The organism is Thioclava sp. DLFJ5-1, assembly GCF_002020115.1.
In the GTDB taxonomy this organism is placed as follows: Bacteria; Pseudomonadota; Alphaproteobacteria; order Rhodobacterales; family Rhodobacteraceae; genus Thioclava; species Thioclava sediminum.
This window is the reverse complement of the sequence record NZ_MPZU01000005.1, coordinates 1-25199: the sequence shown is the minus strand read 5'-3', so window position 1 is coordinate 25199 and position 25199 is coordinate 1. Positions and strand designations below refer to the sequence as shown.

General features: G+C 64.2%; 29 protein-coding genes, 1 tRNA gene and 1 pseudogene. 18 read left to right on the top strand and 13 right to left on the bottom strand.

Annotated features, from left to right (window positions below; genetic code table 11):
• Positions 1 to 97 precede the first annotated feature (97 nt).
• Genes arsC through BMI86_RS14995 form a run of 3 tightly spaced genes read right to left on the bottom strand, consistent with a single transcriptional unit; the run spans position 98 to position 1814 of the window.
• Positions 98 to 427: an arsenate reductase (glutaredoxin) gene (arsC, locus tag BMI86_RS15005; protein WP_078542126.1), complete on the bottom strand. Its 330-nt coding sequence runs from the start codon at positions 425 to 427 to the stop codon at positions 98 to 100.
• Positions 418 to 1470: a quinone-dependent dihydroorotate dehydrogenase gene (locus BMI86_RS15000; RefSeq protein ID WP_078542384.1), complete on the bottom strand. Its 1053-nt coding sequence runs from the start codon at positions 1468 to 1470 to the stop codon at positions 418 to 420. Before BMI86_RS15000 ends, arsC begins: the two co-directional genes overlap by 10 nt.
• Before the next feature lie 5 nt (positions 1471 to 1475).
• Positions 1476 to 1814 carry a DUF952 domain-containing protein gene (locus BMI86_RS14995; RefSeq protein ID WP_078542125.1) on the bottom strand — a complete coding sequence of 113 codons (339 nt, stop codon included), beginning with the start codon at positions 1812 to 1814 and terminating at the stop codon, positions 1476 to 1478.
• A gap of 79 nt (positions 1815 to 1893) precedes the next feature.
• Between BMI86_RS14995 and BMI86_RS14990 the strand changes: the two genes are divergently transcribed.
• On the top strand, positions 1894 to 2562 hold the full coding sequence (locus BMI86_RS14990) for an SOS response-associated peptidase (protein ID WP_078542124.1): 669 nt from the start codon (positions 1894 to 1896) through the stop codon (positions 2560 to 2562).
• Between the two features lie 36 nt (positions 2563 to 2598).
• Positions 2599 to 2672, top strand: a tRNA-Gly gene (locus BMI86_RS14985).
• Positions 2673 to 2778: 106 nt separating this feature from the next.
• Here the strand turns inward: BMI86_RS14985 and BMI86_RS14980 are convergent.
• From BMI86_RS14980 to BMI86_RS14975, 3 genes are all read right to left on the bottom strand, one after another.
• Complete coding sequence (locus tag BMI86_RS14980; RefSeq protein WP_075774069.1) at positions 2779 to 2928, bottom strand: hemin uptake protein HemP; 150 nt, start codon at positions 2926 to 2928, stop codon at positions 2779 to 2781.
• Positions 2925 to 3092 carry a hypothetical protein gene (locus BMI86_RS21295; protein ID WP_158522126.1) on the bottom strand — a complete coding sequence of 56 codons (168 nt, stop codon included), beginning with the start codon at positions 3090 to 3092 and terminating at the stop codon, positions 2925 to 2927. Before BMI86_RS21295 ends, BMI86_RS14980 begins: the two co-directional genes overlap by 4 nt.
• A gap of 176 nt (positions 3093 to 3268) precedes the next feature.
• The gene (locus BMI86_RS14975; RefSeq protein WP_078542123.1) at positions 3269 to 4153 is read right to left on the bottom strand and encodes a glycosyltransferase family 2 protein; all 885 of its coding nucleotides are present in this window, start codon (positions 4151 to 4153) and stop codon (positions 3269 to 3271) included.
• 151 nt (positions 4154 to 4304) lie between these two features.
• Between BMI86_RS14975 and miaB the strand changes: the two genes are divergently transcribed.
• Positions 4305 to 5627, top strand: a complete 1323-nt coding sequence (miaB, locus tag BMI86_RS14970; protein ID WP_078542122.1) for a tRNA (N6-isopentenyl adenosine(37)-C2)-methylthiotransferase MiaB — start codon at positions 4305 to 4307, stop codon at positions 5625 to 5627.
• A gap of 77 nt (positions 5628 to 5704) precedes the next feature.
• Here the strand turns inward: miaB and BMI86_RS14965 are convergent, their stop codons facing one another.
• Both BMI86_RS14965 and BMI86_RS21485 read right to left on the bottom strand, forming a co-directional pair.
• The gene (locus BMI86_RS14965) at positions 5705 to 6073 is read right to left on the bottom strand and encodes a hypothetical protein (RefSeq protein ID WP_078542121.1); all 369 of its coding nucleotides are present in this window, start codon (positions 6071 to 6073) and stop codon (positions 5705 to 5707) included.
• A gap of 307 nt (positions 6074 to 6380) precedes the next feature.
• Complete coding sequence (locus BMI86_RS21485) at positions 6381 to 6782, bottom strand: hypothetical protein (RefSeq protein WP_246831754.1); 402 nt, start codon at positions 6780 to 6782, stop codon at positions 6381 to 6383.
• Here BMI86_RS21485 and BMI86_RS14960 point away from each other — a divergent pair.
• A complete protein-coding gene (locus BMI86_RS14960) occupies positions 6663 to 7595 on the top strand; it encodes a PhoH family protein (protein ID WP_246831752.1) in 933 nt (310 codons plus the stop codon). The two genes, BMI86_RS21485 and BMI86_RS14960, sit on opposite strands and share 120 nt — an antisense overlap.
• 168 nt (positions 7596 to 7763) lie before the next feature.
• Here the strand turns inward: BMI86_RS14960 and BMI86_RS14955 are convergent, their stop codons facing one another.
• Positions 7764 to 8012 (bottom strand): accessory factor UbiK family protein, encoded by a 249-nt coding sequence (locus BMI86_RS14955; RefSeq protein ID WP_078520603.1) that lies wholly within the window; start codon positions 8010 to 8012, stop codon positions 7764 to 7766.
• Positions 8013 to 8135: 123 nt separating this feature from the next.
• On the opposite strand from BMI86_RS14955, the gene lgt reads away from it, so the two are divergent.
• The 5 genes from lgt to BMI86_RS14935 all read left to right on the top strand — a co-directional run bounded on the left by lgt (position 8136) and on the right by BMI86_RS14935 (position 12349).
• On the top strand, positions 8136 to 9041 hold the full coding sequence (gene lgt / locus BMI86_RS14950; RefSeq protein ID WP_078542119.1) for a prolipoprotein diacylglyceryl transferase: 906 nt from the start codon (positions 8136 to 8138) through the stop codon (positions 9039 to 9041).
• Positions 9038 to 10120, top strand: a complete 1083-nt coding sequence (locus BMI86_RS14945) for an SAM-dependent methyltransferase (protein ID WP_078542118.1) — start codon at positions 9038 to 9040, stop codon at positions 10118 to 10120. The genes lgt and BMI86_RS14945 overlap by 4 nt, the downstream gene beginning before the upstream one ends.
• 25 nt (positions 10121 to 10145) lie before the next feature.
• Complete coding sequence (gene pgeF / locus BMI86_RS14940) at positions 10146 to 10898, top strand: peptidoglycan editing factor PgeF (RefSeq protein ID WP_078520602.1); 753 nt, start codon at positions 10146 to 10148, stop codon at positions 10896 to 10898.
• Between the two features lie 181 nt (positions 10899 to 11079).
• Positions 11080 to 11235, top strand: coding sequence for a hypothetical protein (locus tag BMI86_RS21290; RefSeq protein WP_168173870.1), 156 nt, complete (start codon positions 11080 to 11082; stop codon positions 11233 to 11235).
• A 439-nt stretch (positions 11236 to 11674) separates the two neighbouring features.
• On the top strand, positions 11675 to 12349 hold the full coding sequence (locus tag BMI86_RS14935; RefSeq protein ID WP_168173869.1) for a Hint domain-containing protein: 675 nt from the start codon (positions 11675 to 11677) through the stop codon (positions 12347 to 12349).
• A gap of 125 nt (positions 12350 to 12474) precedes the next feature.
• Here the strand turns inward: BMI86_RS14935 and BMI86_RS14930 are convergent, their stop codons facing one another.
• Positions 12475 to 14292 (bottom strand): M3 family oligoendopeptidase, encoded by a 1818-nt coding sequence (locus tag BMI86_RS14930; protein ID WP_078542116.1) that lies wholly within the window; start codon positions 14290 to 14292, stop codon positions 12475 to 12477.
• A 218-nt stretch (positions 14293 to 14510) separates the two neighbouring features.
• On the opposite strand from BMI86_RS14930, the gene BMI86_RS14925 reads away from it, so the two are divergent.
• The 4 genes from BMI86_RS14925 to BMI86_RS14910 are packed head-to-tail and all read left to right on the top strand — an operon-like array spanning position 14511 to position 18457.
• Positions 14511 to 15923 carry a circularly permuted type 2 ATP-grasp protein gene (locus tag BMI86_RS14925; protein ID WP_078542115.1) on the top strand — a complete coding sequence of 471 codons (1413 nt, stop codon included), beginning with the start codon at positions 14511 to 14513 and terminating at the stop codon, positions 15921 to 15923.
• A 4-nt stretch (positions 15924 to 15927) separates the two neighbouring features.
• The gene (locus BMI86_RS14920) at positions 15928 to 16890 is read left to right on the top strand and encodes an alpha-E domain-containing protein (RefSeq protein WP_078520529.1); all 963 of its coding nucleotides are present in this window, start codon (positions 15928 to 15930) and stop codon (positions 16888 to 16890) included.
• The gene (locus tag BMI86_RS14915) at positions 16887 to 17699 is read left to right on the top strand and encodes a transglutaminase family protein (RefSeq protein WP_078542114.1); all 813 of its coding nucleotides are present in this window, start codon (positions 16887 to 16889) and stop codon (positions 17697 to 17699) included. The genes BMI86_RS14920 and BMI86_RS14915 overlap by 4 nt, the downstream gene beginning before the upstream one ends.
• A gap of 32 nt (positions 17700 to 17731) precedes the next feature.
• Positions 17732 to 18457 carry a peptidase gene (locus tag BMI86_RS14910; RefSeq protein ID WP_078520527.1) on the top strand — a complete coding sequence of 242 codons (726 nt, stop codon included), beginning with the start codon at positions 17732 to 17734 and terminating at the stop codon, positions 18455 to 18457.
• Here the strand turns inward: BMI86_RS14910 and BMI86_RS14905 are convergent.
• Together BMI86_RS14905 and BMI86_RS14900 are read right to left on the bottom strand one after the other, a co-directional pair.
• Positions 18438 to 19421, bottom strand: a complete 984-nt coding sequence (locus tag BMI86_RS14905; RefSeq protein WP_078542113.1) for an alpha/beta hydrolase — start codon at positions 19419 to 19421, stop codon at positions 18438 to 18440. The genes BMI86_RS14910 and BMI86_RS14905 overlap by 20 nt on opposite strands.
• Positions 19421 to 19708, bottom strand: coding sequence for an SCP2 sterol-binding domain-containing protein (locus tag BMI86_RS14900; protein WP_078542112.1), 288 nt, complete (start codon positions 19706 to 19708; stop codon positions 19421 to 19423). Before BMI86_RS14900 ends, BMI86_RS14905 begins: the two co-directional genes overlap by 1 nt.
• A gap of 134 nt (positions 19709 to 19842) precedes the next feature.
• Here BMI86_RS14900 and BMI86_RS14895 point away from each other — a divergent pair, with 134 nt between their 5' ends.
• From BMI86_RS14895 to BMI86_RS14875, 5 genes are all read left to right on the top strand, one after another.
• Positions 19843 to 20346 carry a tetratricopeptide repeat protein gene (locus tag BMI86_RS14895; RefSeq protein ID WP_246831727.1) on the top strand — a complete coding sequence of 168 codons (504 nt, stop codon included), beginning with the start codon at positions 19843 to 19845 and terminating at the stop codon, positions 20344 to 20346.
• Positions 20347 to 20365: 19 nt separating this feature from the next.
• On the top strand, positions 20366 to 23197 hold the full coding sequence (locus tag BMI86_RS14890; RefSeq protein ID WP_078542110.1) for a helicase-related protein: 2832 nt from the start codon (positions 20366 to 20368) through the stop codon (positions 23195 to 23197).
• Positions 23198 to 23206: 9 nt separating this feature from the next.
• Positions 23207 to 23497, top strand: coding sequence for an RNA-binding S4 domain-containing protein (locus BMI86_RS14885; RefSeq protein WP_078542109.1), 291 nt, complete (start codon positions 23207 to 23209; stop codon positions 23495 to 23497).
• A 101-nt stretch (positions 23498 to 23598) separates the two neighbouring features.
• Positions 23599 to 23937 carry a ferredoxin FdxA gene (gene fdxA / locus BMI86_RS14880; RefSeq protein ID WP_078520521.1) on the top strand — a complete coding sequence of 113 codons (339 nt, stop codon included), beginning with the start codon at positions 23599 to 23601 and terminating at the stop codon, positions 23935 to 23937.
• A 321-nt stretch (positions 23938 to 24258) separates the two neighbouring features.
• Positions 24259 to 24768, top strand: coding sequence for a CarD family transcriptional regulator (locus BMI86_RS14875; RefSeq protein WP_075774088.1), 510 nt, complete (start codon positions 24259 to 24261; stop codon positions 24766 to 24768).
• A gap of 78 nt (positions 24769 to 24846) precedes the next feature.
• On the opposite strand, the pseudogene BMI86_RS21395 reads toward BMI86_RS14875, so the two are convergent.
• A pseudogene (locus tag BMI86_RS21395) lies at positions 24847 to 25199 on the bottom strand (hypothetical protein); the annotation flags it as partial.

Genomic DNA, 25199 nt, shown 5'->3' with positions numbered 1-25199 from the left:
TATTCGGGCCAAGGCGAAGAGGCTGTTTTGCTTCTCCTTGATTGAAATATCCCGGGGTGAATTCGGCGGAGCCGAAGAGGGGCAGCGCCCCTCAACCTTAAAGGATTTCGAGAACCGTCTCGGGTGGGCGACCGATGCGGGCCGCCGTGTCCGTCAGCACGAGCGGGCGTTCGATCAGCTTCGGATTGGCGCTCAGCGCCGAGAGGATTTCATTCTCATCGGCGTCTTTCGTAAGGTCGGTGTCCTTCCAGCGGATCATCGCGGCGGCGGGCTGGCCGAGTTTCATCAGCGCGTCCTGCAGCTCGGCCATGGTCGGCGGCTCTTTCTGGTAGTCGCGCACCTCAGGGGCGATCCCGCGGGTTTCGAGCAGCCTCAAGGTCTCGCGCGATTTCGAGCAGCGCGGATTGTGCCAGATCGTTACAGCCATTTGTCCCTCCCGGTGCCGATTGCCTCGGAAACGCTGGCGAAGCCGTCGCGTTCCAGAAGAGCGTCGAGGCCGCGCGCGATATCGGCGGCGAGCGAGAGGCCCGCGAAGACCATCGCGGTATAGAGCTGCACCGCCGAGGCGCCTGCGCGGATTTTCTCGTAGGCCTGTTCGGCGGAGCCCACGCCGCCCACGCCGATCAGCGGCAGCGCGCCCGCAGTATGCTGCGAGAGCTGCGCCAGAACGCGGGTCGATTTCTCGAACAAAGGCGCGCCCGAAAGGCCGCCCTGATCGGAGGGGTTCGGCGAGGTCAGCCCCTCGCGCGAGAGCGTCGTATTGGTCGCGATGATCCCGTCGATGCCGCTTTCCAGCGCGACCTCGGCGATCTCGGCCAGTTCCTCGGCGCTCAGATCGGGGGCGATTTTCAGAAAGACCGGAATGCGGCGCGCAAGACCGTCGCGGGTCTCGATCACGCCTGCCAGCAGCGCCGACAGCGCGGCTTTGCCCTGCAGGTCGCGCAGCTTCTCGGTGTTGGGCGAGGAGACATTGACCGTCGCGAAATCCAGATGCGGGCCGGCATGGGCCAGCACCGTTGCGAAATCTTTCGCGCGGTCGGCGGCGTCTTTGTTGGCGCCCAGATTGAGTCCCACCGGAATGCCTTGCGGGCGCTTTGCCAGCCGCTCGGTGATCGGCTCCATGCCCTGATTGTTGAAGCCGAAGCGATTGATTGCGGCGCGATCGGCGGGCAGACGCCAGAGGCGGGGCGGCAGGTTGCCTTCCTGTGCGCGGGGCGTTGCGGCACCGACTTCGATGAAGCCGAAGCCTGCGCGCATCAGCTGCGGCACGGCTTCGGCATTCTTGTCGAAGCCCGCCGCGAGGCCCACCGGGTTGAGAAGCGACATCCCCGCCAGATCGGTCTTTAGCCGCGGCGAGGTGATCGGGCCGGGCAGGGGCGCGAGCCCCATCCGCAGAGCACGCAGTGACAGGCCATGGGCCTTTTCCGGGTCGATCTTCTGGAAGGCCGCAAGGCCCACGCGCTCGATCAGGGTGGTCACGACATTTCCTTCGGGAAGATATGGCCCGCAGCCCCCAGGGGTAGGGCGTGGTCCCAGACGACTTCGCTGAGATTCAGCGGGCGGTAGAGATGCGGGAAGAGCTGATCGCGGCGCGAGGGCTCCCATTTCAGGTCTGCGCCCATCGCGGTGGAATCGAAGGCGACCAGCACCAGATCGGATTCGCCCGTGAAATGTTTCGCAGCCGTTTCGACGACCTGATCGGCGGTGGAGAAATGGATATAGCCGTCCGCGAGGTCGACCGGCGCGCCGAGCGTGTGCCCGGCTTCGCGAAATGCATCCCATTCGGGGCGGCGGAGGATTTTGTAAATCAACATGGCTTTCCCTTGCCCGAAAACGCGCCGTCCGGTCAAGCGTGGGGCTTGTGCCGCGCGCGTGGCGGCATAGCTTTGTGCCATGTGCGGACGTATGGCCAACACCCTTCCCGTCGATGCGATGGCGCGTCTGTTCAAGGCGGTGCCGGGCAATGACGTGCCCGATGGCGAGCGGTTCAACATCTGCCCGACCCAGAGCCTGCCGGTCTGTGTCTCCGGTGAGGGGCAGCGGCAGTTGCGGGCGATGCGCTGGGGCTTCATCCCGCATTGGTACAAGACACCGACGGATGGGCCTTTGCTGATCAATGCGCGGTCCGAGACAGTGGCGGAAAAACCTGCCTTCCGAGAAGCGATCCGGTCGCGGCGCTGCCTGATCCCGGCGGACGGGTTTTACGAATGGCATCGCGAGGGCGAGGCGAAGCTGCCTTACTACGTCTTGCGCAAGGACGGCGCGCCGATGGTGTTCGGCGGGCTCTGGCAGGATTGGGAGAAGGGCGGCGAGTTGCTGACCACCTGCGCCATCGTGACCTTGCCGGCGGGGCCGACCCTCGCCCCGATCCATCACCGCGAGCCGTTGGTTCTCGAGCAAGCCGATTGGGCGAAATGGCTGGGCGAGGAGGGCCATGGCGCGGCGACCCTGATGCAGCCAAGGCCCGAGGGCATCCTGCAGGCGTGGCGCGTGGGGCAGGAGGTCAATTCGAACCGCGCCTCGGGGCCGGGTTTGCGCGAACCTCTTGCCGATCCCGCTTGAATGGTGCGGCGTGGACCGCTAAGGAGAGGCCAGAGCGCGGGTGTAGCTCAATGGTAGAGCCGCAGCCTTCCAAGCTGAAGACGTGGGTTCGATTCCCATCACCCGCTCCATTCCCCCATGATCGCAGCGATACGCGTCGTCGAGACGAAAAAACCGCCCGAGGGACGATCGGGCGGCTTCAGACGTTCGGGATCTGTGGATGGCGCAAGACTGCGCTCATTTTGTCAGGATCAGCTTGCCCGCCTTGGTGATGCGCAGGGTATAGACCTGACCGTCCAGCACGATATGGGCGAGGTTGCCCTTGCCGGTCAGCACCTCTGCGTCATGGACGGGCAGGGCGTTGGCGAAGCTTTCATTGATGCTCATCTGCGGCCTCCCTCGATCCGGTCGAGCGTCGCTTCGAGCGCGCTCTGGCCCGGGGGGAAGCCACTGCACAGCGCCTCGACGATGTCGCGCAGGCTCAGCGGCGGATCGATATCAACATGCGTGTCGGCCCGGTATCGGGGGCCGGGGGAAGAGGGGCGTTTCATCTCCGGTCTCCATCTCGCGAAAACGGCTCGTCGGGGATCGACTGGCTGATGGAAATAACCTGAGTGAAATGATCGGGATTGTAAAGGCGATTCTTTTACTAAGGAATTGCACAGATGACCCTGCACCTGTGCAGACATAGTTCGGGAACCGAAGGGGGATCAGTTGGCGGGGCGGATCAGAACCACTGGCCGGGTTCGATGAGGCCCAGATCCATGAGCTGCTGGCTCGACCAGTTGAAGCGTTCCGAATTGACCCAGGTGAAGCTGTGCACGTCATAGGTCGATCCGGGATTGAACTTCAGCGCTTTCGCGACCCGGAACGAGGCGGTGGCACAGGTCAGGTTATGGTGCCACGGGCAGGAATAGGTGTTGTATTCCTCGTCGTTGAACGTGTGATCGGGGCGCAGCTTCAGGCCGGACTTGGCGCGGAACAGGGCGATCCGGTCGATCTTGCGGCGCTGTGTCGGGACATGCTCCTCGAAGCGCCAGCGCAGCCCGCCGAAGAAATCCAGCTGCCGCTCTTTCGGATGGTCGTGGTTCTCGGGGTCGAGCCGGGCCAGCGCGTAATAGCCTGCCTTGTCGAACATCGCGTTCTCGGTATCGACGCCGTTCGGATGCGCCTCCAGATCGCCGGTATAGAGGTCGATCACATAGCTCAGCATCGAGGCGCGGCGCTCTTCGGTGTGAAAGCTCAGAACCTCGCCGATCGAGCGGCTCTCGCAGAAGGGGAAGAACAGGTATTCCGCGTTGAAACAGTAATAGAGCCAGGTTCCGGCGGGCGCAGCGGCGATGATCGGGTTGATCGCAAGGGGGGCTGCGTCGCGGCGGTTCAGCTCGAAATCGATGCGGTAGATTTTCGTCGGGCTGTCGGCGGCCAGATCGTCCGGCAGGTCCATCGCGGCATGGCCCAGAACCAGCAGCATCGGAAACCCGAGGTCGATATGGTGGCGGATCGTGCTCTCCAGTTCGATCCCGTCCTCGGCGAGGATCACGCCGAGCGGGCCTTTGGCCAGCGCCGCGCTCTGGCGGGTGAGAAAATCGATCAGCGAGGAATATTTCATGCCCGATGCAGCCCTTTCGCGGGGTCTTCGGGCGCAGGATCGGGGAAGGCCCGCATGAAATCAAGCCTTTACGGCCCGCCCCAAGCGCGACCTTGCGGGAAAGGGTGATTTGGCTGTATCAGGCCCGCTGGAAAGACGCGCGAGGATTGGCATGAGCGACGCTCCGAAAAAGCTGCATATCAAAACCTATGGCTGTCAGATGAATGTCTATGACAGTGAGCGCATGGCCGAGGCCATGGGCGCCAAGGGCTATGAGCTGACCGACGATGTGGGCGCGGCGGATATGGTGCTGCTTAACACCTGCCATATCCGCGAGAAGGCGGCCGAGAAGGTCTATTCCGATCTGGGCCGCCTGCGTCCGTTCAAGGAGGCCAAGCCCGATCTGAAGATCGGCGTCGCGGGCTGTGTCGCGCAGGCCGAGGGCGACGAGATCCTGCGGCGCTCGGATCTGGTGGATCTGGTCGTCGGCTCGCAAAGCTATCACAAGCTGCCCGAACTGGTCGCGCGGACCGATAATGGCGCGCGCCCCGTCGAGACCGAGTTCCCGCTGGAAGACAAGTTCGACCACCTGCCCGCGCGGCCCGTGCAGGCGCGCCCGACCGCGTTCCTGACGGTGCAGGAGGGCTGCGACAAGTTCTGCGCCTTCTGCGTGGTGCCTTACACGCGCGGGGCCGAGATCTCGCGCCCGGCCGACAAGATTCTGCGCGAGGCGCAGGCGCTGGTCGAGAAAGGCGTACGCGAGATCACTCTGCTGGGTCAGAACGTCAACGCCTATCACGGGGAAGGTGAGGGCGGTGACTGGTCGCTTGCGCGGCTGGCCCGGTCGCTCGCCAAGATCGATGGGCTGGAGCGTATCCGCTACACCACCTCGCACCCGAATGACATGGAAGACGATCTGATCGCGGCCCATGGCGACGAGCCGAAGCTGATGCCCTATCTGCATCTGCCGGTGCAATCGGGCTCGGACAAGATCCTCAAGGCGATGAACCGCAAGCATACGGCGGAGAGCTATATCCGCCTGATCGAGCGTATCCGCGCCGCGCGCCCCGACATCGTGATCTCGGGCGATTTCATCGTGGGCTTCCCCGGCGAGACCGATCAGGATTTCGAAGATACGATGGCGCTGATCCGCGAGGTCAATTACGGGATGGCCTATTCGTTCAAATACTCGCCGCGCCCGGGCACGCCCGCGGCAGGCGCGAAGGGCGCGGTGCCGGCCGAGGTCGCCGATGCGCGGCTGCAAGAGCTTCAGGCGCTTCTGACCTCGCAGCAGCGGGCCTGTCAGGAAAGCATGATCGGGCGCGAAGTGAACGTCCTCTTCGAGAAGCCCGGGCGGCTGGACGGCCAATGGGTCGGCAAATCCGACTACCTGCAGGCGGTCCATGTCTCGGGCGAGGGGCTTGGCCCCGGCGTTCTGGCGAAGGTGCGGATCACCGGCACGGCGCCGAATTCGCTGGCGGGCGAGTTGATCTGAGCTCTCTTCGCGTCGACGTCTCAAATGAAAAGGGCCGCGTGATCCGCGGCCCTTTTTTGATTAGATACCCTGAACGATCAGTTCGGGCCAGGCGGGTCGTTTGCGATCGCTTTCAGAAGCTCTCTACGCAGACCTTCCGGGTTGCCCACGAGGCTCTCGTTCTTGCAGATCTGGGTCGCGAGGCCGTTCGCATCGCCGTAATCGTAGCCGAAAGCCACCAGATCATCGACGAAGCTGCCCTGCGGGTGATCCCAGATCGTCTCGCGCCACGGGCCGCGGAAGCAGTCGATATGAATCTGTTGCTTGCGGGTCGGTCCGCAGACGGTCTGGTTGTTGACGTGATCGCGCCCGACCGGGCCGGTGTAGCAGCTCGTACCGGCCTGTGCGGCGCCAGCGAACGCCATACCGGTGAGCAACGCGGCGGCGGTGATTGCAATGGTCTTCATCTCTCGAGACTCTCCTGATCGGGCAGCGGAATAACATGCGGCGCTCAAGATCCCTCCGACCCGAGCGCCGTCAGGGTGCAGTTTGCCCTGAATAAACCTAAATTGGCGAGAGATTGTCGATATTTGCCGGGTTTGTGAGAACAATAGCCGAAAAAGACAGCGGGTGTTCCGATTGTTGCGACAGTGCTCGCGCTAGGGTTGTGGGGCCTTTGGCTTTTGCAGCTTGTTTCTGAGCCCCGAAGGTCCTTTTTCACAGCCAGCGATTCGGAAGGCATGATGCGGCACGGCGAAGAGGTGGCATCCTCGGTCAGCGTATCGCCGCGCATTCCCTTGCGAAACCGGATTCGCCTAATAAATAGGCAATGCCGCCAAGCGGAACCGCGCCTGCGTTTTTTGGTTTCAGTTTGATGAAATTTGCTGCCGCGCCTAGGAGGGCGGGAAACCAGTGCTTGCGTGAAACCCCCGAGGCAGGCACCATATCTTTACCAAACCAGCTAAGGAGACTCTGTATTTGGGCTTCAGCGCGATCACACCCCCGCCTCGCTCTCAGGATGCTCACGAGACGCTTCTTGAGTTCCCCAACAACCGGCTGCTGATCGATCTTTGCGGTGAATTCGACCGCAATCTGGCCCAGATAGAGCACAAGCTTCAGGTTCACATCCTTCGGCGTGGCAACCAACTGGCCGTGGTGGGCGAGCCCGAAGCGCAATCGCAAGCCGCCGCCGTGCTGCATCAGTTGTATCAACGCCTCGAACAGAACAAGCCGATCGACGCCGAAGAGGTCGATGCGGCGCTGCGCATGGCCGATCTGGGCGGCACCGGGACCACGGTCGACGAGCAACTCGAGATGTTCGAGGCAGGCAAGTTCGAGATCCGCACCCGCAAGAAGCAGGTCGAGCCGCGCACCGAGGCACAGAAGGCTTATGTGAAGCATCTCTTCGAACACGAGTTGGCCTTCGGGATCGGGCCTGCGGGCACCGGCAAGACCTATCTCGCGGTGGCTGTGGGTGTGACCATGCTGATCGGTGGTCATGTCGACAAGATCATCCTGTCGCGTCCGGCCGTCGAGGCGGGCGAGCGTCTGGGCTTCCTGCCCGGCGACATGAAGGACAAGGTCGATCCTTACATGCAGCCGCTCTATGACGCGCTGAACGACTTCCTGCCGGCCAAGCAACTTGCGAAGCTGCTGGAGGAGAAGCGGATCGAGATCGCACCGCTCGCCTTCATGCGCGGTCGCACGCTGTCGAACGCCTTCGTGGTGCTGGACGAGGCGCAGAACGCCTCGACCATGCAAATGAAGATGTTCCTGACCCGTCTGGGCCAAGGCTCGCGGATGGTGATCACCGGCGACCGGTCTCAGGTGGACCTGCCGCGCGGGATGCCCTCGGGCCTTCAGGACGCGGAGCGTATCCTCGGCCATGTCGAGGGGATCAGCTTCAACTACTTCACTGCGAAAGACGTGGTGCGCCACCCGATGGTCGCGAAGATCATCGACGCCTACGACCAGGCGGACGGTACGTAAGGCCGTGAGGCTTTCGACGGAGTTTCAATCTGCCCGCGCCTCGGCGCGGGCATTTTAGTTTGTGAGGAAGGGTACGAAAGGTTCGGGGGCTTGTCGCCCCGCGCGGGTCCCCAACGAAAAACGCCCGGCCATAATGACCGGGCGTTTTCAAATTCCATCGCGAAGCGTTCAGCTCTCGGACTTGCCTTCGAGCGCCTCGATGCGGGCCTTCAGTGCCTCGTTCTCCTCGCGCGCTTTCTGCGCCATCGCACGAACCGCGTCGAATTCCTCGCGGGTCACGAGGTCGCGGTCGGCCAGCCAGCGGTCCATCCAGCTTTTCATCGCCGTCTCGGCCTCGTCCTTCGCGCCTTGGGCCACGCCCATCGCGTTGGTCATCAGCTTGGACATTTCGTCGAACATCTTGTTGGGCGGCTGCATCGGCATCCCCTTGCGGTCAATTTCTGCTTCCCTGTCTATATGGGCCCCGGCGGTCCCGCTGGCAAGGTTGACTTCCCGGCCTGCGCAGGGCTTTCTCGCGACGATTTCTGACAGGAGACCGCCTTGCTGCCTCTCGCCATTCCCTTCCCCGATTTCGATCCGGTCGCCATCACGATCCCCGGTCTCGGCCTGCCGATCCGCTGGTATGCGCTGGCCTATATCGCGGGGCTGATCGCGGGCTGGCAGATCATCGTGGCGCTGATGAAGCGCGATACACTCTGGCCTCAGAACCGTTCGCCGATGGAGCACGGCAAGGTCGAGGACCTGCTGACGGCGGTGATCATCGGCGTGGTTCTGGGCGGGCGACTTGGCTTCATCCTGTTCTATGAGCCCGCGTGGTATCTAGCCCATCCGCTCGATATCGTGAAGGTCTGGCAGGGCGGCATGTCCTTCCACGGGGGCTTTCTGGGCACGCTGCTCGCAGGGTGGTGGTTCGCGCGACGGCATGACGTGCCCAAGCTGCAACTGGCCGATGCAATGGCGCTGGTCGCGCCGATCGGTCTGTTCCTCGGGCGGATCGCGAATTTCATCAAGCCGGAGCTTTGGGGGCGGCCCACGGACGTGCCGTGGGGCGTGATCTTCCCCGGTGAGCTGGCGCAGACCTGCCTCGGGATCGCGGGGCAGGTGGATGGCACCTGCGCGCGCCATCCCTCGCAGCTCTACGAGGCGGGGCTGGAGGGGCTGCTGCTAGGCCTGATCCTGTGGAGCATGGTGTGGTTCGGCCGCTCGCTGAAACGCCCCGGCCTGAGCCTCGGCGTGTTCCTGATGGGCTACGGCGCCGCGCGCGCCTTTGTCGAGCTGTTCCGGCAGGGCGATCCGCAATTCGTGACCCTCGGCAATCCCTACGGCCACGTGATCCGCTTCACCGATGGCTGGGGTCTGACGATGGGGCAGGTGCTGTCGCTGCCGATGATCGCGGTGGGGCTGTATTTCGTGATCCGCGCGCTTCGGGCGCCGAAAGCCTCGTGACCCCGCTGGGCGACATCCTTGCCGCGCAGATCGCGGCGGAGGGGCCGATGCGGCTCGACCGCTATATGAGCGCCTGCCTGCTGCATCCCGAGCATGGCTATTACGCGACCCGCGATCCGTTCGGGCGGGCTGGCGATTTCATCACCGCGCCGGAGATTTCCCAGATGTTCGGCGAGATGCTGGGCCTGTGTCTGGCGCAGGCGTGGCTCGATCAGGGTCGGCCCGCGCCCTTCGTGCTGGCCGAGGCCGGGCCGGGGCGTGGCACGCTGATGGCCGATATGCTGCGCGCGATGAAGGCGGTGCCGGGGATGGTGGAGGCCGCACAGGTCCATCTGATCGAAGCCTCGCCCACCTTGCGCGAAATCCAGCGCGAGACGCTCGCGCCGCATCAGGTCACGTGGCACGAGACTATCGACGGTTTGCCCGAAAGGCCGGTTTTCCTCGTCGCGAACGAGTTTCTCGACGCGCTGCCGATCCGGCAGTTCCAGCGGGACGGCGACGGCTGGGCCGAGCGGCAGGTGGGGCTGTCCGACGACGGCAATCTGACGCCCGGCCTCGCGCCGCCGTCGCGTCTCGAGGCGCTGGAGCCGCGCATGTCTGACACAGTGCCGGGCGACGTGGTCGAAACCTGTGCGGCTGCGGTGAACTTCACCGAGACGCTGGCCGCGCGGATTGCAAACCAAGGTGGTGCGGCGCTGCTGATCGACTATGGCAACTGGCATTCCAAGGGCGACACGTTTCAGGCGCTCAAGGGCCATGAGCCCGTCGATCCGTTTGCGGAGCCCGGCGAGGCGGACCTGACCGCCCATGTCGATTTCGAGCCTCTGGCGCAGGCGGCGCAAGACGCGGGGGCCGCCGTCTCGGGCATGACCGCGCAGGGCGTTCTGCTGGAGCGGCTCGGCATCACGGCACGGGCGCAGCGCCTCGCGGAAGCGTTATCGGGGGCCGCGCGCGAGACCCATATCGCCGCGCATCGCCGCTTGACCCATCCCGAGGAAATGGGTCACCTGTTCCAAGCTCTGGCGATTGTCGCACCCGCTGCGCCGCTGCCGCCGGGGTTCGATCCGAAGACCATCTGAGCTATTGAGGAACGCGATGTCGACGATGCTCGAAATTCTGACCTCACCCGCCTTGGGAACCGTGAAGCACGGGTTCTTCACACGCAAAGGCGGCGCGTCCTCGGGTATTTTTGCGGGGCTCAACTGCGGTCCCGGCTCGTCGGATCAAAGCGAGGCGGTGCGCACAAATCGCGCCCGTGCAGCCGATGCGATGGGCGTGGAGCTGAACGCGCTGCAAGGCGTCAATCAGGTGCATTCGCCCGATGTCGCGGTGATCGAGGAGATCACCGATCCGCCGCCGCGCGCCGATGCGGCCGTGACCAAGGTGCCGGGCATCGCGATCTCGATCCTGACCGCCGATTGCCAGCCGGTGCTGTTCTCCGACCCGAAAGCCGGCGTCATCGGCGCGGCCCATGCGGGATGGCGCGGCGCGATGGAGGGTGTGCTAGAGAACACGCTCGACGCGATGGAGCGTTTGGGCGCGCATCGCGAGAATATCACGGCGGTGATCGGGCCGTGCATCTCGGTCCATTCCTACGAGGTCGGCGAAGACTTCATGGAGCAGTTCCTGATGGAGGACATGGACTACAGCCGCTTCTTCTCGCCCGGCCCCTCGGGCAAGCCGCATTTCGACCTGCCGAGCTTTTCGCTGCACCGGCTGCGCGAGGCGGGCGTCGGCGAGGCGGAATGGATGCGCCGCTGCACCTATCAGGAGCCCGAGCGCTTCTATTCCTATCGCCGCACGACCCATGCGGGCGAGGCCGATTACGGGCGTCTGCTCTCGGCGATCCGGCTCTGATCCGGGCACGCGGGCGGCGCGCTTTACGATATTGGCGGGGCGGCTGAGACAATTCGCCTTGCCGCATTCTTTCGTTTCCTTGCGCGAAAAAATCCAACTCCCGCCCCATGCTGGCCCCATTGCGCGGTCAGAACAGTCTCGAACCGGATCGGAGACGATCTCGTGACGAGGGGACAAAGACATGAACAAGACTCAACCGACCCGCCGCTGGATGAAAGCCGCCGTGGCCTCCGCCCGCGACTGCGACACGCGGATGCCCTGGGCCCGCAAGGCGCGCCCGTCGCAGACCAGCCGCCCTGTGGCGTCCGCGCCGCGCCGGGGCAGCGCCGCACAGTGACCTCCCTTCTCGCGCGGCGATCGTAATTGGTCATGCTGATCGCAATGCGAGACCTGGCCGGGCGCTGCCACGCCCGGCCATTTTCATCACCCGTCTCCAGTGTCTCTGGGGGCGGGTGATTCGTTTCGAATGTGGTGAGACTGTGGCCGTTTGTGCGCGGTGGAGAAACGTGCCGTAAGGGCAGGTGCTGACTGCTCGGCGATCGCGAGACAATCGCGTCAATAATTTGACGGCCTCGCACGTTTTAGCCATGTTGTGAGCGTCTCTCTGCAACCGGTGGGGGCCGATGCAGCCGTGAGAAGACCGAAAGGCCTATCGCATGAATCTACCCCACCGGACGGCAGCTACCGCGCTACGTCCCACCGAAACCGAACCGCCTCTGCCGCGCCCCTTGCGTGCGAGTCCGAATGCGCCGAAACGCGCCCTGCGCGCCTCTGCGATGACCCGCCGCTATGCCGCGTGGTGGCTGGAGGCGAACGGCTTCATCGAAGAAACATCCCGCGTCGCCCCGGCGATTCCGCTGTTCGAGGAAGCGTTCTCCGCCTTGGCGCGCGGTGCCGTGATCGCTACCGAAGAGGGGCCGATCTCGGTTGAGGATCTGGTGCCCGGGATGCGGGTTCTGACCGCCGATGAGCGCGTTGAGACGATTACCTGGAAAGGCTCGATGACGATGTTCCCGGCGGCGAAGGACGTGGCCGCGCGGATGATCCGCGTGACCGCCGAAGCCTTCGGACATGGCCGCCCGTCGCAGGATCTGGTGCTGGGCCCGCATGCGCGGATTTGCCTGCGCGATGCCCGGCTGCGCGGACGTCTGGGGATCGAGGCCGCCTATGCGCCGATCGCGGCCTTCGTCGATGGGGTGAGTGTCATCGAGGTCACGCCGATCTCGCCAGTCTCCGCCTATCATCTGGTGCTCGAGCAACATGGCTCGCTCAAGGTCGGAGGCATGGAGGTCGAGAGCTTCCATCCCGGCGAAGGGTTCGAGCGGATGATCGACCCGCGGATGGCCGAGCTGTTCCTCGCGCTGTTTCCGCAAATGGACAAGCTGCGCGAGTTCGGCCCGATCGCCGCGCCGCGGCTGACCCGTTTCGAGGTCGAAGAAATGCTGATCTGACCGGGGCCTTCAGGGGTAAAGGTTCCGGTTGGAGTTGACAGTGCTTGTGGGGAGCCGGTCACGGAAACGCCGCGCGTTGAGAACCTCGCGCGGCGTTTTTTCGTTTTCAGAACGGGGCGGGAGGATTACTCCTCCATCGCCTCCAGCTCGTCGATGAAGCCTTCGATCATCGACAGGCCCTTGTCCCAGAAGGCCGGGTCGGACGCATCGAGGCCGAAGGGCGCGAGCAGTTCCTTGTGGTGCATCGAGCCGCCCGCTTCCAGCATCGCGAAATACTTGTCCTGGAAGCCCTCGGGCGCGGCCTCATAGGCGGCGTATAGCGCGTTCACCAGACCGTCGCCGAAAGCGTAGGCATAGACGTAGAAGGGCGAGTGGACGAAGTGCGGGATGTAGGACCAGAAGGTCTCGTAACCTTCCATGAACTCGAATGCCGGGCCGAGGCTCTCGCCCTGCACCGACATCCACAGCGCGTTGATATCCTCGGGCGTCAGTTCCCCTTCGGCGCGGGCTGCATGCAGCTTGCACTCGAAATCGTAGAAGGCGATCTGGCGCACGACCGTGTTGATCATGTCCTCGACCTTGCCGGCCAGAAGCGTCTTGCGCTCCTCCTTGGTCTTTGCGGCAGCCAGCAGCTTGCGGAAGGTCAGCATCTCGCCGAAGACCGAGGCCGTCTCTGCCAGCGTCAGCGGCGTGTTGGCCAGCATCTCGCCCTGCTTTGCAGCCAGCACCTGATGGACGCCGTGGCCCAGCTCATGCGCCAGCGTCATCACGTCGCGCGGTTTGCCGAGGTAGTTGAGCATCACATAGGGGTGCACGGTCGTCACGGTCGGATGCGCGAAGGCGCCCGGCGCCTTGCCCGGTTTCACGCCCGCATCGATCCAGCCTTTGTCAAAGAAGGGCTGCGCGATATCGGCCATGCGCGGATCGAAGCCGGAATAGGCGTCCAGCACGGTGTCCTTCGCCTCGTCCCACATGATGTCGCGCGGGGCTTCGGTGGGCAGCGGCGCGTTGCGGTCCCAGATCTGCAGCTTGTCGAGGCCGAGCCATTTCGCCTTCAGCTTGTAGTAGCGATGCGACAGGCGCGGATAGGCCGCGACCACGGCGTCGCGCAGCGCTTGTACCACTTCGGGCTCCACGTCGTTCGACAAGTGGCGCCCGGTCTGCGGCGTCGGCATCTTGCGCCAGCGATCCTCGATTTCCTTTTCCTTCGCGAGCGTGTTGTGGATGCGCGAGAAGGTGCGGATGTTCTCGCCGAACACATTCGCCAGCTCCTTCGCCGCCGCTTCGCGCTTTTCGCGATTGTGGTCGGAGAGAAGCGTGGTGGTGGCCTCAAGGCTCAGCTTTTCGCCCTGCACCTCGAATTCCAGCGCGGCGGTGGTCTCGTCGAACAGACGGTTCCACGCGGCTGCGCCCACGACCGATTGATCGTGCAGGAATTTCTCCAGCTCGTCGGAGAGCTGATAGGGCTTCATCGCGCGCATCCGGTCAAACACCGGCTTGTAGCGGGCGACTTTCGAATCGGCGAAGACGGCCTCGTAGGTCTCGTCCGGGATGCGGTTGAATTCGAGGCTGAAGAAGACGAGCGGCGTCGTGTAGGTGGTGATCTTGTCCTGCGCGTCGGACAGCAGCTTCACCCGCGCCGGGTCGGTCGTGTTCTGGTAATAGCGCAGGCCCGTATAGGACATCACGCGGCCCGCTTTCTCGTCGATCTCCTCGTAGCGCTTGATGCACTCTGCCATGCCCGCGGCATCGAGATCGGCCAGTTTGCCTTCGTAATCGGCGGCGAACTCGGCGCAGGCTTTTTCCAGCCATGCCATGTCCTTGGTCAGTTCCGGCGCGTCGGGTGCGGGGTAGAGATCGCTCAGATCCCATTCGGGCAGATCGCCGAACGCCCCTGCATTTGAATTCGCATCGAAAACGGGGCGGCGGGGTGTGAGCGTCATGGAGTTCCTCGTGTCTGATCGGTTGCTTTCCAGATAGGGGCAGGGGCGCCGCCCTGACAAGGGCGCGGGGCTGCTCGGTGCTGCACAATTTTTCAGCAGATGCTATGAAATGAACTTTCCCCGGACGTGGCGCGTTGCATAACATTGGCCATCGCCTTTTACTCGCGGGGTACAGGGCCTAGACATAAATAAAAGACTAGGGGGACTTAACCGGCGCGATGACAGAGTATTTCAACGAGATGTTCGACGGCGGCCAAGTGCGTCAGCCCTATAGCGGGCTCGACGGCTGGATGCGCGAAATGCCGTCCGAGTTGCGCGCGATGAAGCAAGCCGAAGCCGAGGCGCTGTTTCGCAGGATCGGCATCACTTTCGCCGTCTATGGCGAGGGTGGGGATCCGGACCGTCTGATTCCCTTCGACATGTTTCCGCGCGTTTTCACCCAACCGGAATGGCGCAAGCTGGAGCGCGGCATCAAGCAGCGCGCCCGGGCGCTGAATGCCTTTCTGCTCGACGTCTACGGGCGCGGCGAGATCGTGCGGGCGGGACGAATCCCGGCGCGGCTGGTCTATCAAAACGACGCTTACGAACGCGCGGTTTCGGGCTTCATTCCGCCGCGTGGCATCTACAGCCATATCGTTGGGGTCGATCTCGTGCGCACCGGACCCGATCAGTTCTACGTGCTCGAAGATAACTGCCGCACCCCGTCGGGCGTCTCCTACATGCTGGAGAATCGCGAGATCATGATGCGCATGTTCCCGCAGCTGTTCCGCGAGAACCGGATCGAGCCGGTGGATGGCTATTCGGATGCGCTGCGCCGCACCTTGGCCTCGGTCGCGCCGACGAAATGCGAGGGCGAGCCGACGGTCGCGATCCTCACGCCAGGCCATTTCAACTCGGCCTATTACGAGCATTCCTTCCTTGCCGATCTGATGGGTGTCGAATTGGTGGAAGGCCCGGACCTGTTCTGCGAGGGCGGCTTCTGCTGGATGCGCACGACGGAAGGCCCGAAGAAGCTCGACGTGATCTATCGCCGGATCGACGACGCTTTCCTCGACCCGCTCTGCTTCCGCCCGGATTCGATGCTGGGCATTCCGGGGCTGATGGATGTCTACCGCTCGGGCGGCGTTTCGATCTGCTCGGCGCCCGGAGCGGGCGTGGCCGACGACAAGGCGATCTACACGTTCGTGCCGGAAATGGTGCGCTTCTATCTGGGCGAAGAGCCGCTTCTGGAAAACGTGCCGACCTGGCAATGCGCCAAGAAGGACGATTGCAAATACGTTCTCGAAAACCTCTCCGAGCTGGTGGTGAAGGAAGTTCACGGCTCGGGCGGTTACGGGATGCTCGTCGGGCCGAAATCGACCAAGGAGCAGATCGAGAATTTCCGCCACAAGATCGAGGACAACCCCGAGAACTACATCGCCCAGCCGACGCTGGCGCTGTCGACCACGCCGACCTTCGTGGAAGAGGGCGTGGCCCCGCGTCACGTCGATCTGCGGCCCTATTGCCTTGTCGGCGAGAAGGTCGAGCTGGTCCCCGGCGGGCTGACCCGCGTCGCGCTGACCGAAGGGTCGCTCGTCGTGAACTCCTCGCAGGGCGGGGGCGTGAAAGACACCTGGGTTTTGGCGGAGTGATCGGATGCTGAGTAGAACCGCTGAAAACCTGTTCTGGGTCGCGCGCTACATGGAGCGCGCGGAGACGATGGCACGGCTTCTGGAGGTCGGCGCGCGGATCGCGCTGACGCCTTCGACCGGGCATGGCTACCGCTCGGAATGGGAGAGCCTGCTGCAAGCCTCGGGCACCGCCGACGGCTTCTCCGAGAAATACGGCGACCCGGTGCAGCGCAATATAGAGAGCTATCTGTTCTTCGACCGCGACAACCCGTCCTCGGTGGTGTCCTGCATCGAGCGGGCGCGGGAAAACGCCCGCATCGTGCGCACGGCGATCACAGGTCAGGTCTGGGACACGCTCAACACCGCGTTTCAGGAGATTCGCCAGATCGAGCGTCAGCCGCGCTCTGAATGGGAAATTACCGAGCTCTGCGAATGGGTGGCCCGGCAATCGGCGCTGCTGCGGGGCGCGATGGACGGCACGATGCTGCGCAATGACGGGTTCTTCTTCATGAACCTCGGCTATGCGCTGGAGCGGGCGGACAACACTGCGCGTCTGATCGACGTTAAGTACTTCGTGCTGCTGCCCTCGGTGGAGATGGTGGGCTCGGGGCTCGACAATTACCAATGGCAGGTGCTGTTGCGCGCGCTGCAATCCTACCGGGCCTTCCACTGGGCCTATGGCGGCGAGTTGACGGCATCGAAGATCATGCATTTCCTGATCCTCAATCCGGCCAGCCCGCGCTCGTTGATCTCGGCCACGCGCAAGGCGATGCACCATCTCGACAATCTCGAAAGCTTCTACGAGGTCGAGCCGGGCACCGGCCTGCCGCAGATGCGCGCCAAGGCGATCATGACCGAGCTGAACCAGACGCAGGTCGCCGAAATTATCGACGAAGGCCTGCACGAGTTCCTCACCCGCTTCATCGGCGAGGTCGGGCAGCTTACCGCGCTCGTTCAGCAAACCTACCTGTCGGGAGATGCGCGATGATCCTCACCGTCAACCATGTCACCACCTATGATTACGACGCACCGATGGGCGCTGCGGTGCAATCTCTGCGCATGTTCCCCTCGCGCTTCGAGGGCCAGCGCGTGATCGAATGGGACGTCTCGGTCGAAGGCGGTCTCCGTGGCGGGTCTTTCCGCGACGGCGCGGGCGACCGGGTCGAGGGCTGGTCGATCCGTCCGCCGGTCGACGAGGTCGCGATCACCGTGAAAGGGCAGGTCGAGACCTTCGACACCTCGGGCGTGCTGCGCGGCCATCGCGAGCTGGTGCATCCGATGGCGTACCTGCGCGAGACCGTCGCGACCTGGATCGACGACAGTCTGGCGGCGCTGGCGGAAGAGGCCGTTGCAGGGGCCACGGAAGATCTCAACCGGGCGCATCGCCTGAGCGCCGCGATCTCCGAGGCAATCGCCTACAAGCCGGGTGCCACCCATTCGCACACCACCGCCGCGGAGGCGCTGGCGCAGGGGGAGGGGGTCTGTCAGGACCATGCCCACGCGCTGGTTGCGGTCGCCCGCTGCGTCGATCTGCCCGCGCGCTATGTCTCGGGCTACCTGTTCGCGACCGATGACGGCACGCCGCACGAGGCCGCGCATGCCTGGGGCGAGATCTGGGTCGCAGGGATCGGCTGGATCGGCTTCGACCCGGCGAACAAATGCTGCCCCGACGAGCGCTATATCCGTCTCGGCTCCGGGTTGGATGCGCGCGAAGCTGCGCCGATCCGTGGCATCACCCAAGGCTCGGGTGAGGAGCGACTGCACGTCACAGTTGCCTTGGACCAAGTCCAGCAATAGATTGCGCGCTTGTCAGGGATCAGGGAACGAACATGACCTATTGCGTAGGCCTCTTGCTGAACGAGGGGATGGTGCTGCTGTCGGACACGCGGACGAATGGCGGGCTCGACAACATCGCGACCTATCGCAAGATGTTCACCTTCGAGGAGCCCGGCGAACGGGTGATCGCGATCATGACCGCGGGCTCGCTCTCGGTCACGCAAACGACGCTGGCGCGGCTGCGCGAAGCGGCGGAGGCGAGCGACGCGACGGGCGACAGCTCGATCATGGAAGCGCCTACCATGCTGAAAGTGGCCGAGATTATCGGCAACACGATGGCTGGCGTGCGCAAGGACATCACGAGCCGGATGGATGCCGAGCGGGTCTCGACCTCGGCCTCGATGATCGTCGCGGGCCAGCGCGCGGGCGGCGAGATGCGGATGTTCCTGATCTACCCGGAAGGCAATTTCATCGAGGCGACCGAGGACACGCCCTTCCTGCAGATCGGCGAGCATAAATACGGCAAGCCGATCCTCGATCGTGTCGTGCGTCCCGACACCAACCTGATCGACGCTCAGAAGGCGGTGCTTCTGTCGATGGATTCGACGCTGCGCTCGAATCTCTCGGTGGGCATGCCGCTCGATCTGGCGGTGATCAAGAAGGACGACTGCCGGATTTCCAGCCAGCGCCGCATCGAGGCGGGCGACAGCGATTTCGCGGAAATGTCGGAAGCCTGGTCGAACGCGCTGCGCGACAGCTTCACGCAGATTCAGCTTTGACCGGCTCGCGGGCGTCCAGCCCGCCCGCCGCGTCGAACAGCGTAGTGCAGCCGTCGTAGAAGCGTTTCCGCGTCGCGGGGATTTCCATCATCAATTCGTGCTCGGCGTCCGGGATGACGTCCAGCGTGCCCTTCGGCCAGCGCCCCATCCGCTCATGGACCGCGGGCGTGTGCACGATCTTCTCCACCCCGCCCAAGCCGCAATAGCAGGGCAGGTCGGGGGAAGGCCGCGCGGCCAGCGCCTCGCATTCCAGCAGACTTTCGGCGACCCAGTGGATCGTCGGGCCAGCCAGCGTCAGTTCGGGATGTTTCGCGGCCTGCTCGACCAGCCAGGCCCACATCTCGGGATCGCGGGTCAGGCGGTTCGCCTCGAAACTGTCGCGGTAGACATAGGTGGTGCCGTTCATGCCGGGCGGATAGTTGTTCGCAAGGAAGCCGTCGCCCAGAAGGTTCGCCAGCACGATCCGGAACGGGTGCAGCAGGGCCGAGGTGGCGATCCCCCACATCGGCGCGGAGAACGCGACCGCGTTGAAGCGGTGGTGCTCATGCATCACCGCGCGCAGCGCGATCGCGCCGCCCATCGAGTGACCCACGATGTAATAGGGTTGCGGCAGGCCCAGCTCGTCCGCGGCGGCGATCACCGCGTGCAGATCCCACTGGTAATCCTGCAAGCCGCCGACATGGCCCTTTTCGGGCGCGTCAGGCAAAAGCCGGTCGGCCAGGCCTTGCCCGCGCCAGTCGATGGCGAGCATGGCATAGCCCCGGGCCGCGAATTCCGCGGCCGCAGGGCCGTATTTCTCGACATACTCGGTGCGTCCGCATCCCAGAAAGACCGTGCCGCGTGGTTGGGGCGGGGCAGGCCAATGCGCGAAACGTATCCGCACACCATCTTCCGCCGTCAGCCAGTAGGCCGCGCCCCCCTCGGGGCCGCGCGCGATCTCTTCGAAAAGCGGGGCACGTTCCATCAGGCGAGCGCCGCACCCAGCTGCATGGCGAGGCCCATCGAGCCGTCGACCGAAAGCTTGCCGGACATGAAGGCCGCAGTCGGATTCACATCGCCGTTGAGCATGCCTTCGAAAGTCTCGCGGTCGGCGGTCAGAACGACTTCCGCGTCGTCGTCGCCTTCACGCACGCCGTTCTCGTCGGCAATGATCGAGCCTTCGTCCTCGATCACGAATTTTGCAGTCGAAGAAAACCCATCGGGCAGTTTTGCCCGCAGTGCCTCAACGGCCTTGTCGATAACCTCGCTCATCGCGTCCTCCAAATTTGATGGCCGGGCTCTCGCATTCTCCGGCAATTGCATTACAGTCATGATTTATGTGGCAGCGATTTGACAGATACAAATGTGTCGTCACGGCATTTTGCTTTTCGGCGATGCTGGGAACAATGGCGGCATTCCCCGCCAGCGCCGAAACCGAGGGGCTCGAGCCCTATTTCAAAGAGTTGGCCGATCCGAACGATCCGGGCTGGTCGCGGGCCGAGGCGGACATCCGCAGGGCGTGGTCGCGCTCGGGGTCTGCGGCGATGGATTTGCTGTTCAAGCGCGGCGAGGACGCACTGGACGCGGGCGACACCGAGGCCGCGATCGAGCATTTCACGGCGCTGACCGACCATGCCCCCGATTTTGCCGCTGGGTGGAACGGGCGGGCGACGGCCTATTTCATGGCCGGGCTTTACGGTCCTTCGGCGGCGGATATCGCGCACACCCTGAAGCTGGAGCCGCGTCATTGGGGCGCGCTTGCCGGGTTGGGGGCGATCCTCGAAGAGATGGGCGACGACAAGCGCGCGCTTGAGGCCTATCAGAAGTCTTTTGCCTTGAATCCGCATCAACAGGATGTGAAAGACGCCATTGCGCGCCTCGATAAGGCGCATCAGGGCACGGCTCTCTAAGGGCCGGAACGGAGCTGCGATGCAAGGCGGGCGGATCACGGCCGTTCTGGGGCCGACCAATACCGGCAAAACCCATTACGCAATCGAGAGGATGCTGGCGCATCGGACCGGCGTCATCGGGCTGCCGCTGCGGCTGCTTGCGCGCGAAGTCTATGACCGGATCGTGGCGCAGCGTGGGCCTTCGGTCGTAGCGCTGGTCACCGGCGAAGAGCGCATCGTGCCCGAGCGCACGCAATATTGGGTCTGCACGGTCGAGGCGATGCCGACGGGGATCGGCGCGGACTTCCTTGCCATCGACGAGATTCAGCTGTGTGGCGATCCCGAGCGGGGCCATGTCTTCACCGACCGGCTGCTGCATGCGCGCGGGCTGCACGAGACGCTGTTCCTCGGCTCCGAGACGATGCGCGGGGCGATCGCGGCGCTGGTGCCGAAGGTGCAGTTCACGAAGCGCGAGCGGTTCTCGGAACTGACCTATTCCGGCTCGAAGAAGATCTCCCGGATGAAGCCGCGCTCGGCCATCGTGGGGTTCTCGGTCGAGAATACCTATGCGATCGCGGAGCTGATCCGCCGTCAGAAGGGTGGCTGCGCGGTGGTGATGGGGGCGCTGTCGCCCCGCACCCGCAACGCGCAGGTCGAGATGTATCAAAATGGCGACGTGGATTATCTTGTCGCCACCGATGCGATCGGCATGGGGCTCAACCTCGATATCGACCATGTCGCGTTCTCGGCCACCTCGAAATTCGACGGGCGGCGGATGCGTCCGCTTTTCCCGCATGAGCTGGCGCAGATCGCAGGCCGGGCAGGGCGGCACACCACCGACGGCACGTTCGGCGTGACCGGCGAGGCGCGGCCGCTGCAGCCCGAGGTGATCGACGCGATCGAGAACCACCGCTTCGCGCCGCTGCAGCGTCTGCAATGGCGCAATGCGCGGCTCGAATTCGGCACCGTGGACCGGCTGATCCAGTCGCTCGACGCGCGGCCCGAGGGCGAATGGCTCACCAAGGGGCGCGAGGCGGACGATGCGCGCGCGCTCAAGGTGCTGGCTGACGATCCGGCGATCCGCGACCGCATCACCAGCCCAAAGGATGTGCAACTCCTCTGGGATGTCTGCCGAATCCCCGATTTTCGTTCGATTTCCGAGGCCGAACATGCAACGCTTCTGGCGCGCATCTTCGAGTTCCTGCAATCGGGCAAGGGCGTGCCCTCGGACTGGCTTGCACGTCAGATCGAGCGTATCGACAGGACGGGCGGCGATATCGACACGCTCTCGCGTCGTCTCGCCTTCATCCGCACATGGACCTATGTTGCGCAACGCAAAGGGTGGGTCGATGATGAAAGCCATTGGCGCGAGGCGACCCGCGCTGTAGAAGACCGCCTGTCGGACGCGCTGCATGGCGCGCTGACGCAAAGATTTGTGGACCGGCGCACCTCTGTGTTGATGCGCCGGCTCAAGCAGAAGGAGACCCTCGTGGCCGAGGTGAACGACAAGGGCGAAGTGACGGTTGAAGGCGAATTCGCCGGCCGTTTGGAAGGATTCCGGTTCAAGCAGGACGAGACCGGCTCGCCCGACGAGGCGAAGATGCTTGCCCGCGCGGCCTACGAGGCGCTTGCGCCCGAGTTCAGCCTGCGCGCCGACCGCTTCTACAACGCCCCCGATACGGAGATGGATTTCACCGAGCAGGGCGGCCTGATGTGGGGCGATACCGCTGTCGGCAAGCTGGTGAAGGGGCCCGATGTCCTGAAGCCGACCGTGCAGGCGTTCGTCGATGACGAGGCGGGCGCGGATGTGGCCGAGAAGGTCACGCGCCGCCTGCAGCATTTCATCGACCGCAAGGTCGCCGCCCTGTTCGAGCCGCTTCTGGCGATGAGCCGCGACGAAGAGCTGACGGGGCTCGCCCGTGGCTTCGCGTTCCGCATGGTGGAATCGCTGGGCATCATCCCGCGCGAGCAGGTCGCCGCCGAGGTGAAGGATCTCGATCAGGACGCGCGTGGCAGCCTGCGCAAGCACGGCGTGCGCTTCGGTCAATACACGATCTTCATGCCCGCGCTTCTCAAGCCCGCGCCGACGCGGCTGCGGCTGGTGCTGGCCTCGCTGTGGTCGGGCGCGGACGAGTTCCCCGAAAGCCCGCCTCCGGGCCTCGTGACGATCCCGAATATCGACGCGTTCGATGCCGAGACCTACCGCCTGTCGGGCTATCGCCCCTCGGGCGCGCGGGCGATCCGCATCGACATGCTCGAACGTCTCGCCGATCTGCTGCGCACGCAGGACAGCCGCGGCGGGTTCGAAGCCAATCCCGACATGCTCTCGATCACCGGCATGACGCTGGACCAGTTCGCCGATCTGATGGGCGGTCTGGGCTACAAGGCCGAGAAGGGCGAGCGCGCCAAGGTGAAGGCCGCTGATCTCGAGAAGGCCGAAGAGCAAGCCGGTGCCGAGGCGCTCAAGACCGAGCAGGCCGACGAGGCGAAAGCCGAGGCTGGCGGCGGCGAGCAGCCTGCCGAGACCCATCCCGAGGCGGAGGCTGCGGCCGAGGCCGGCGGCGACATGGTGGCAGCCGATGCGGTGACCAGCGACGAGGTCGAGGTGTTCTACACCTTCACCTGGGCGCCGCGTCCGCGCGGCAACCGTCCGCCGCGCCGCGAACAGGGGCAGGGCGGCAAGCCCGGTGGCGAACGTGGCGAGCGCAAGGGCGGCGGCAAGCCGCATGGCAAGCGCGACGGTCACAAGGGCAAGAAGGGTGGCAAGCCGCAAGGCGCGCGCAACTTCGAGGCCCGCCCGCCGAAGAAGGACAAGCCGGTCGATCCGGACAACCCCTTCGCGGTTCTGGCTGCCCTCAAGGACAAGAAGTAACGACTCGCTATGGCTGACGCGCCCGAGCGCATCCGCATCGACAAATGGCTCTGGCAGGCGCGGTTCTGTAAGACCCGCGGCCTCGCGCAGGAGCTGGTGCAGGGTGGCAAGGCGCGCGTCAACGGTCAGCGCATCGACAAGCCCGGCCGGGCGATCGGGCCGGGCGATGTGCTGACGCTCCGGCTTGGTAAAGGGCAGGACGCACGGATCTGCGTTTTGCGGGTGCTGGACTGCGGCACGCGGCGCGGTCCGGCGGTCGAGGCGCAGGCGCTTTACGCATTGCTCGAACCGGAAGGCTGAGCTGTGCGGAATGCCGCAGCGAAAAGCTCGGGCTCTCTCTTGAAAGAGGGGGCATCCCCCGCTAGGACGGGTCAGGAAGCTGTTCAATCGGGGTTTCACCAATGACCTACGTCGTCATCGATAACTGCATCAACTGCAAATATACCGACTGCGTCGAGGTCTGCCCGGTGGATTGCTTCTACGAGGGGGAGAACACGTTGGTGATCCATCCTGACGAATGCATCGACTGCGGCGTCTGCGAGCCGGAATGCCCCGCCGATGCGATCCGTCCGGATACCGAGCCGGGGATGGAATCCTGGGTCGAACTCAACCGGAAATATTCCGAACTCTGGCCGGTGATCACCCAGAAGAAAGATCCGATGCCGGACGCCGAGAAACATGACGGCGAGAGTGGCAAGCTGGAGAAGTATTTCTCCGAGGCGCCCGGCGAAGGCGACTGACGGGTCGGTGATTCTGACCAATTTGCCCGATTCTCGAGGAATTGGGGCAGTTTACGCTGCGGCAAATTGCCAGAATGCGCCGCTTAACCTACTGAAATCGTATGATATTACGGATGCGCGACAGTAACGCGCTTTGAAATGCATGCGATTCTTGCTATATTACTGTTACAAAATGAGTTCGACCCCACCTTCTGCGGTGCCTGCTCGCCCGCAAAAGAGATCTCGTGACTGACTGACGCACGCGGAGCTCAAGAAGCCCCGTGGGCGTCCTATGCTCGCTGGATACCGGGGTTCGTGACCGGCTGCAAGGAAACGAACCGCATGACCAAGACCAAGAAGACCGAATTCCGCCCCAATGATTTCGTCGTCTACCCGGCGCATGGCGTGGGGAAAATCATGTCCATCGAAGAACAGGAAATCGCCGGGCTCAAGCTCGAGCTTTTCGTGATCTCCTTCGAGAAGGACAAGATGACCCTGCGTGTGCCGACGCACAAGGCGACCGAAGTCGGGATGCGCAGCCTCTCCTCGCCCGACATGGTGACCAAGGCGCTTGAGACCCTCAAGGGCAAAGCGAAGGTCAAGCGGGCGATGTGGTCGCGCCGCGCGCAGGAATACGAACAGAAGATCAACTCGGGCGACCTGCTCGCGATCGCTGAAGTGGTGCGCGACCTGCACCGCAGCGACGATCAGCGCGAGCAGTCCTACTCGGAGCGTCAGCTCTATGAAGCCGCGCTCGAGCGCCTGACCCGCGAAGTCGCCGCCGTTTCGGGCACCGACGAAGAGCGTGCCGCGAAGACCGTCGACGAGGTTCTGGTCGGCCGCGCCGCCTGATCCCGATACACGCGGAACTTTTCCAACGCGAGGCTTGCGGGCCTCGCGTTTTTTCGTGCGCGCAGGGCAGGGGGAGGGTCAGGCTTCGGGTCCGGTCTTCTCGTTTCCCGGCGTCTCGCGGTCGCTCTCGTCGCGCTCGCCGCGGCGGCGGAACTGCTCCATCATCGCGGCTTCCAGCTCGGCGTTGAGCTCCTTCGTGCGCGCGATGTAATCGGGATTCTGCTCCACCGGGACGCCCGGCTTCCAGACCTGCGCGAGATCGCGCACCGCGGCCCGGTCGAGCTTGAAGAACAGCTTCTCCAGCTCGGAGGCCTCGAAGGCCGAGAGCCCCGCATTCTCCAGCACATAGCGCCCGGGTCGTGTCGCGAATGCTGTGGAAATTCCGTGGCGGCGTGCTCCGGGCATGTGAAGGTGCGTCCGATCAGGCGGCG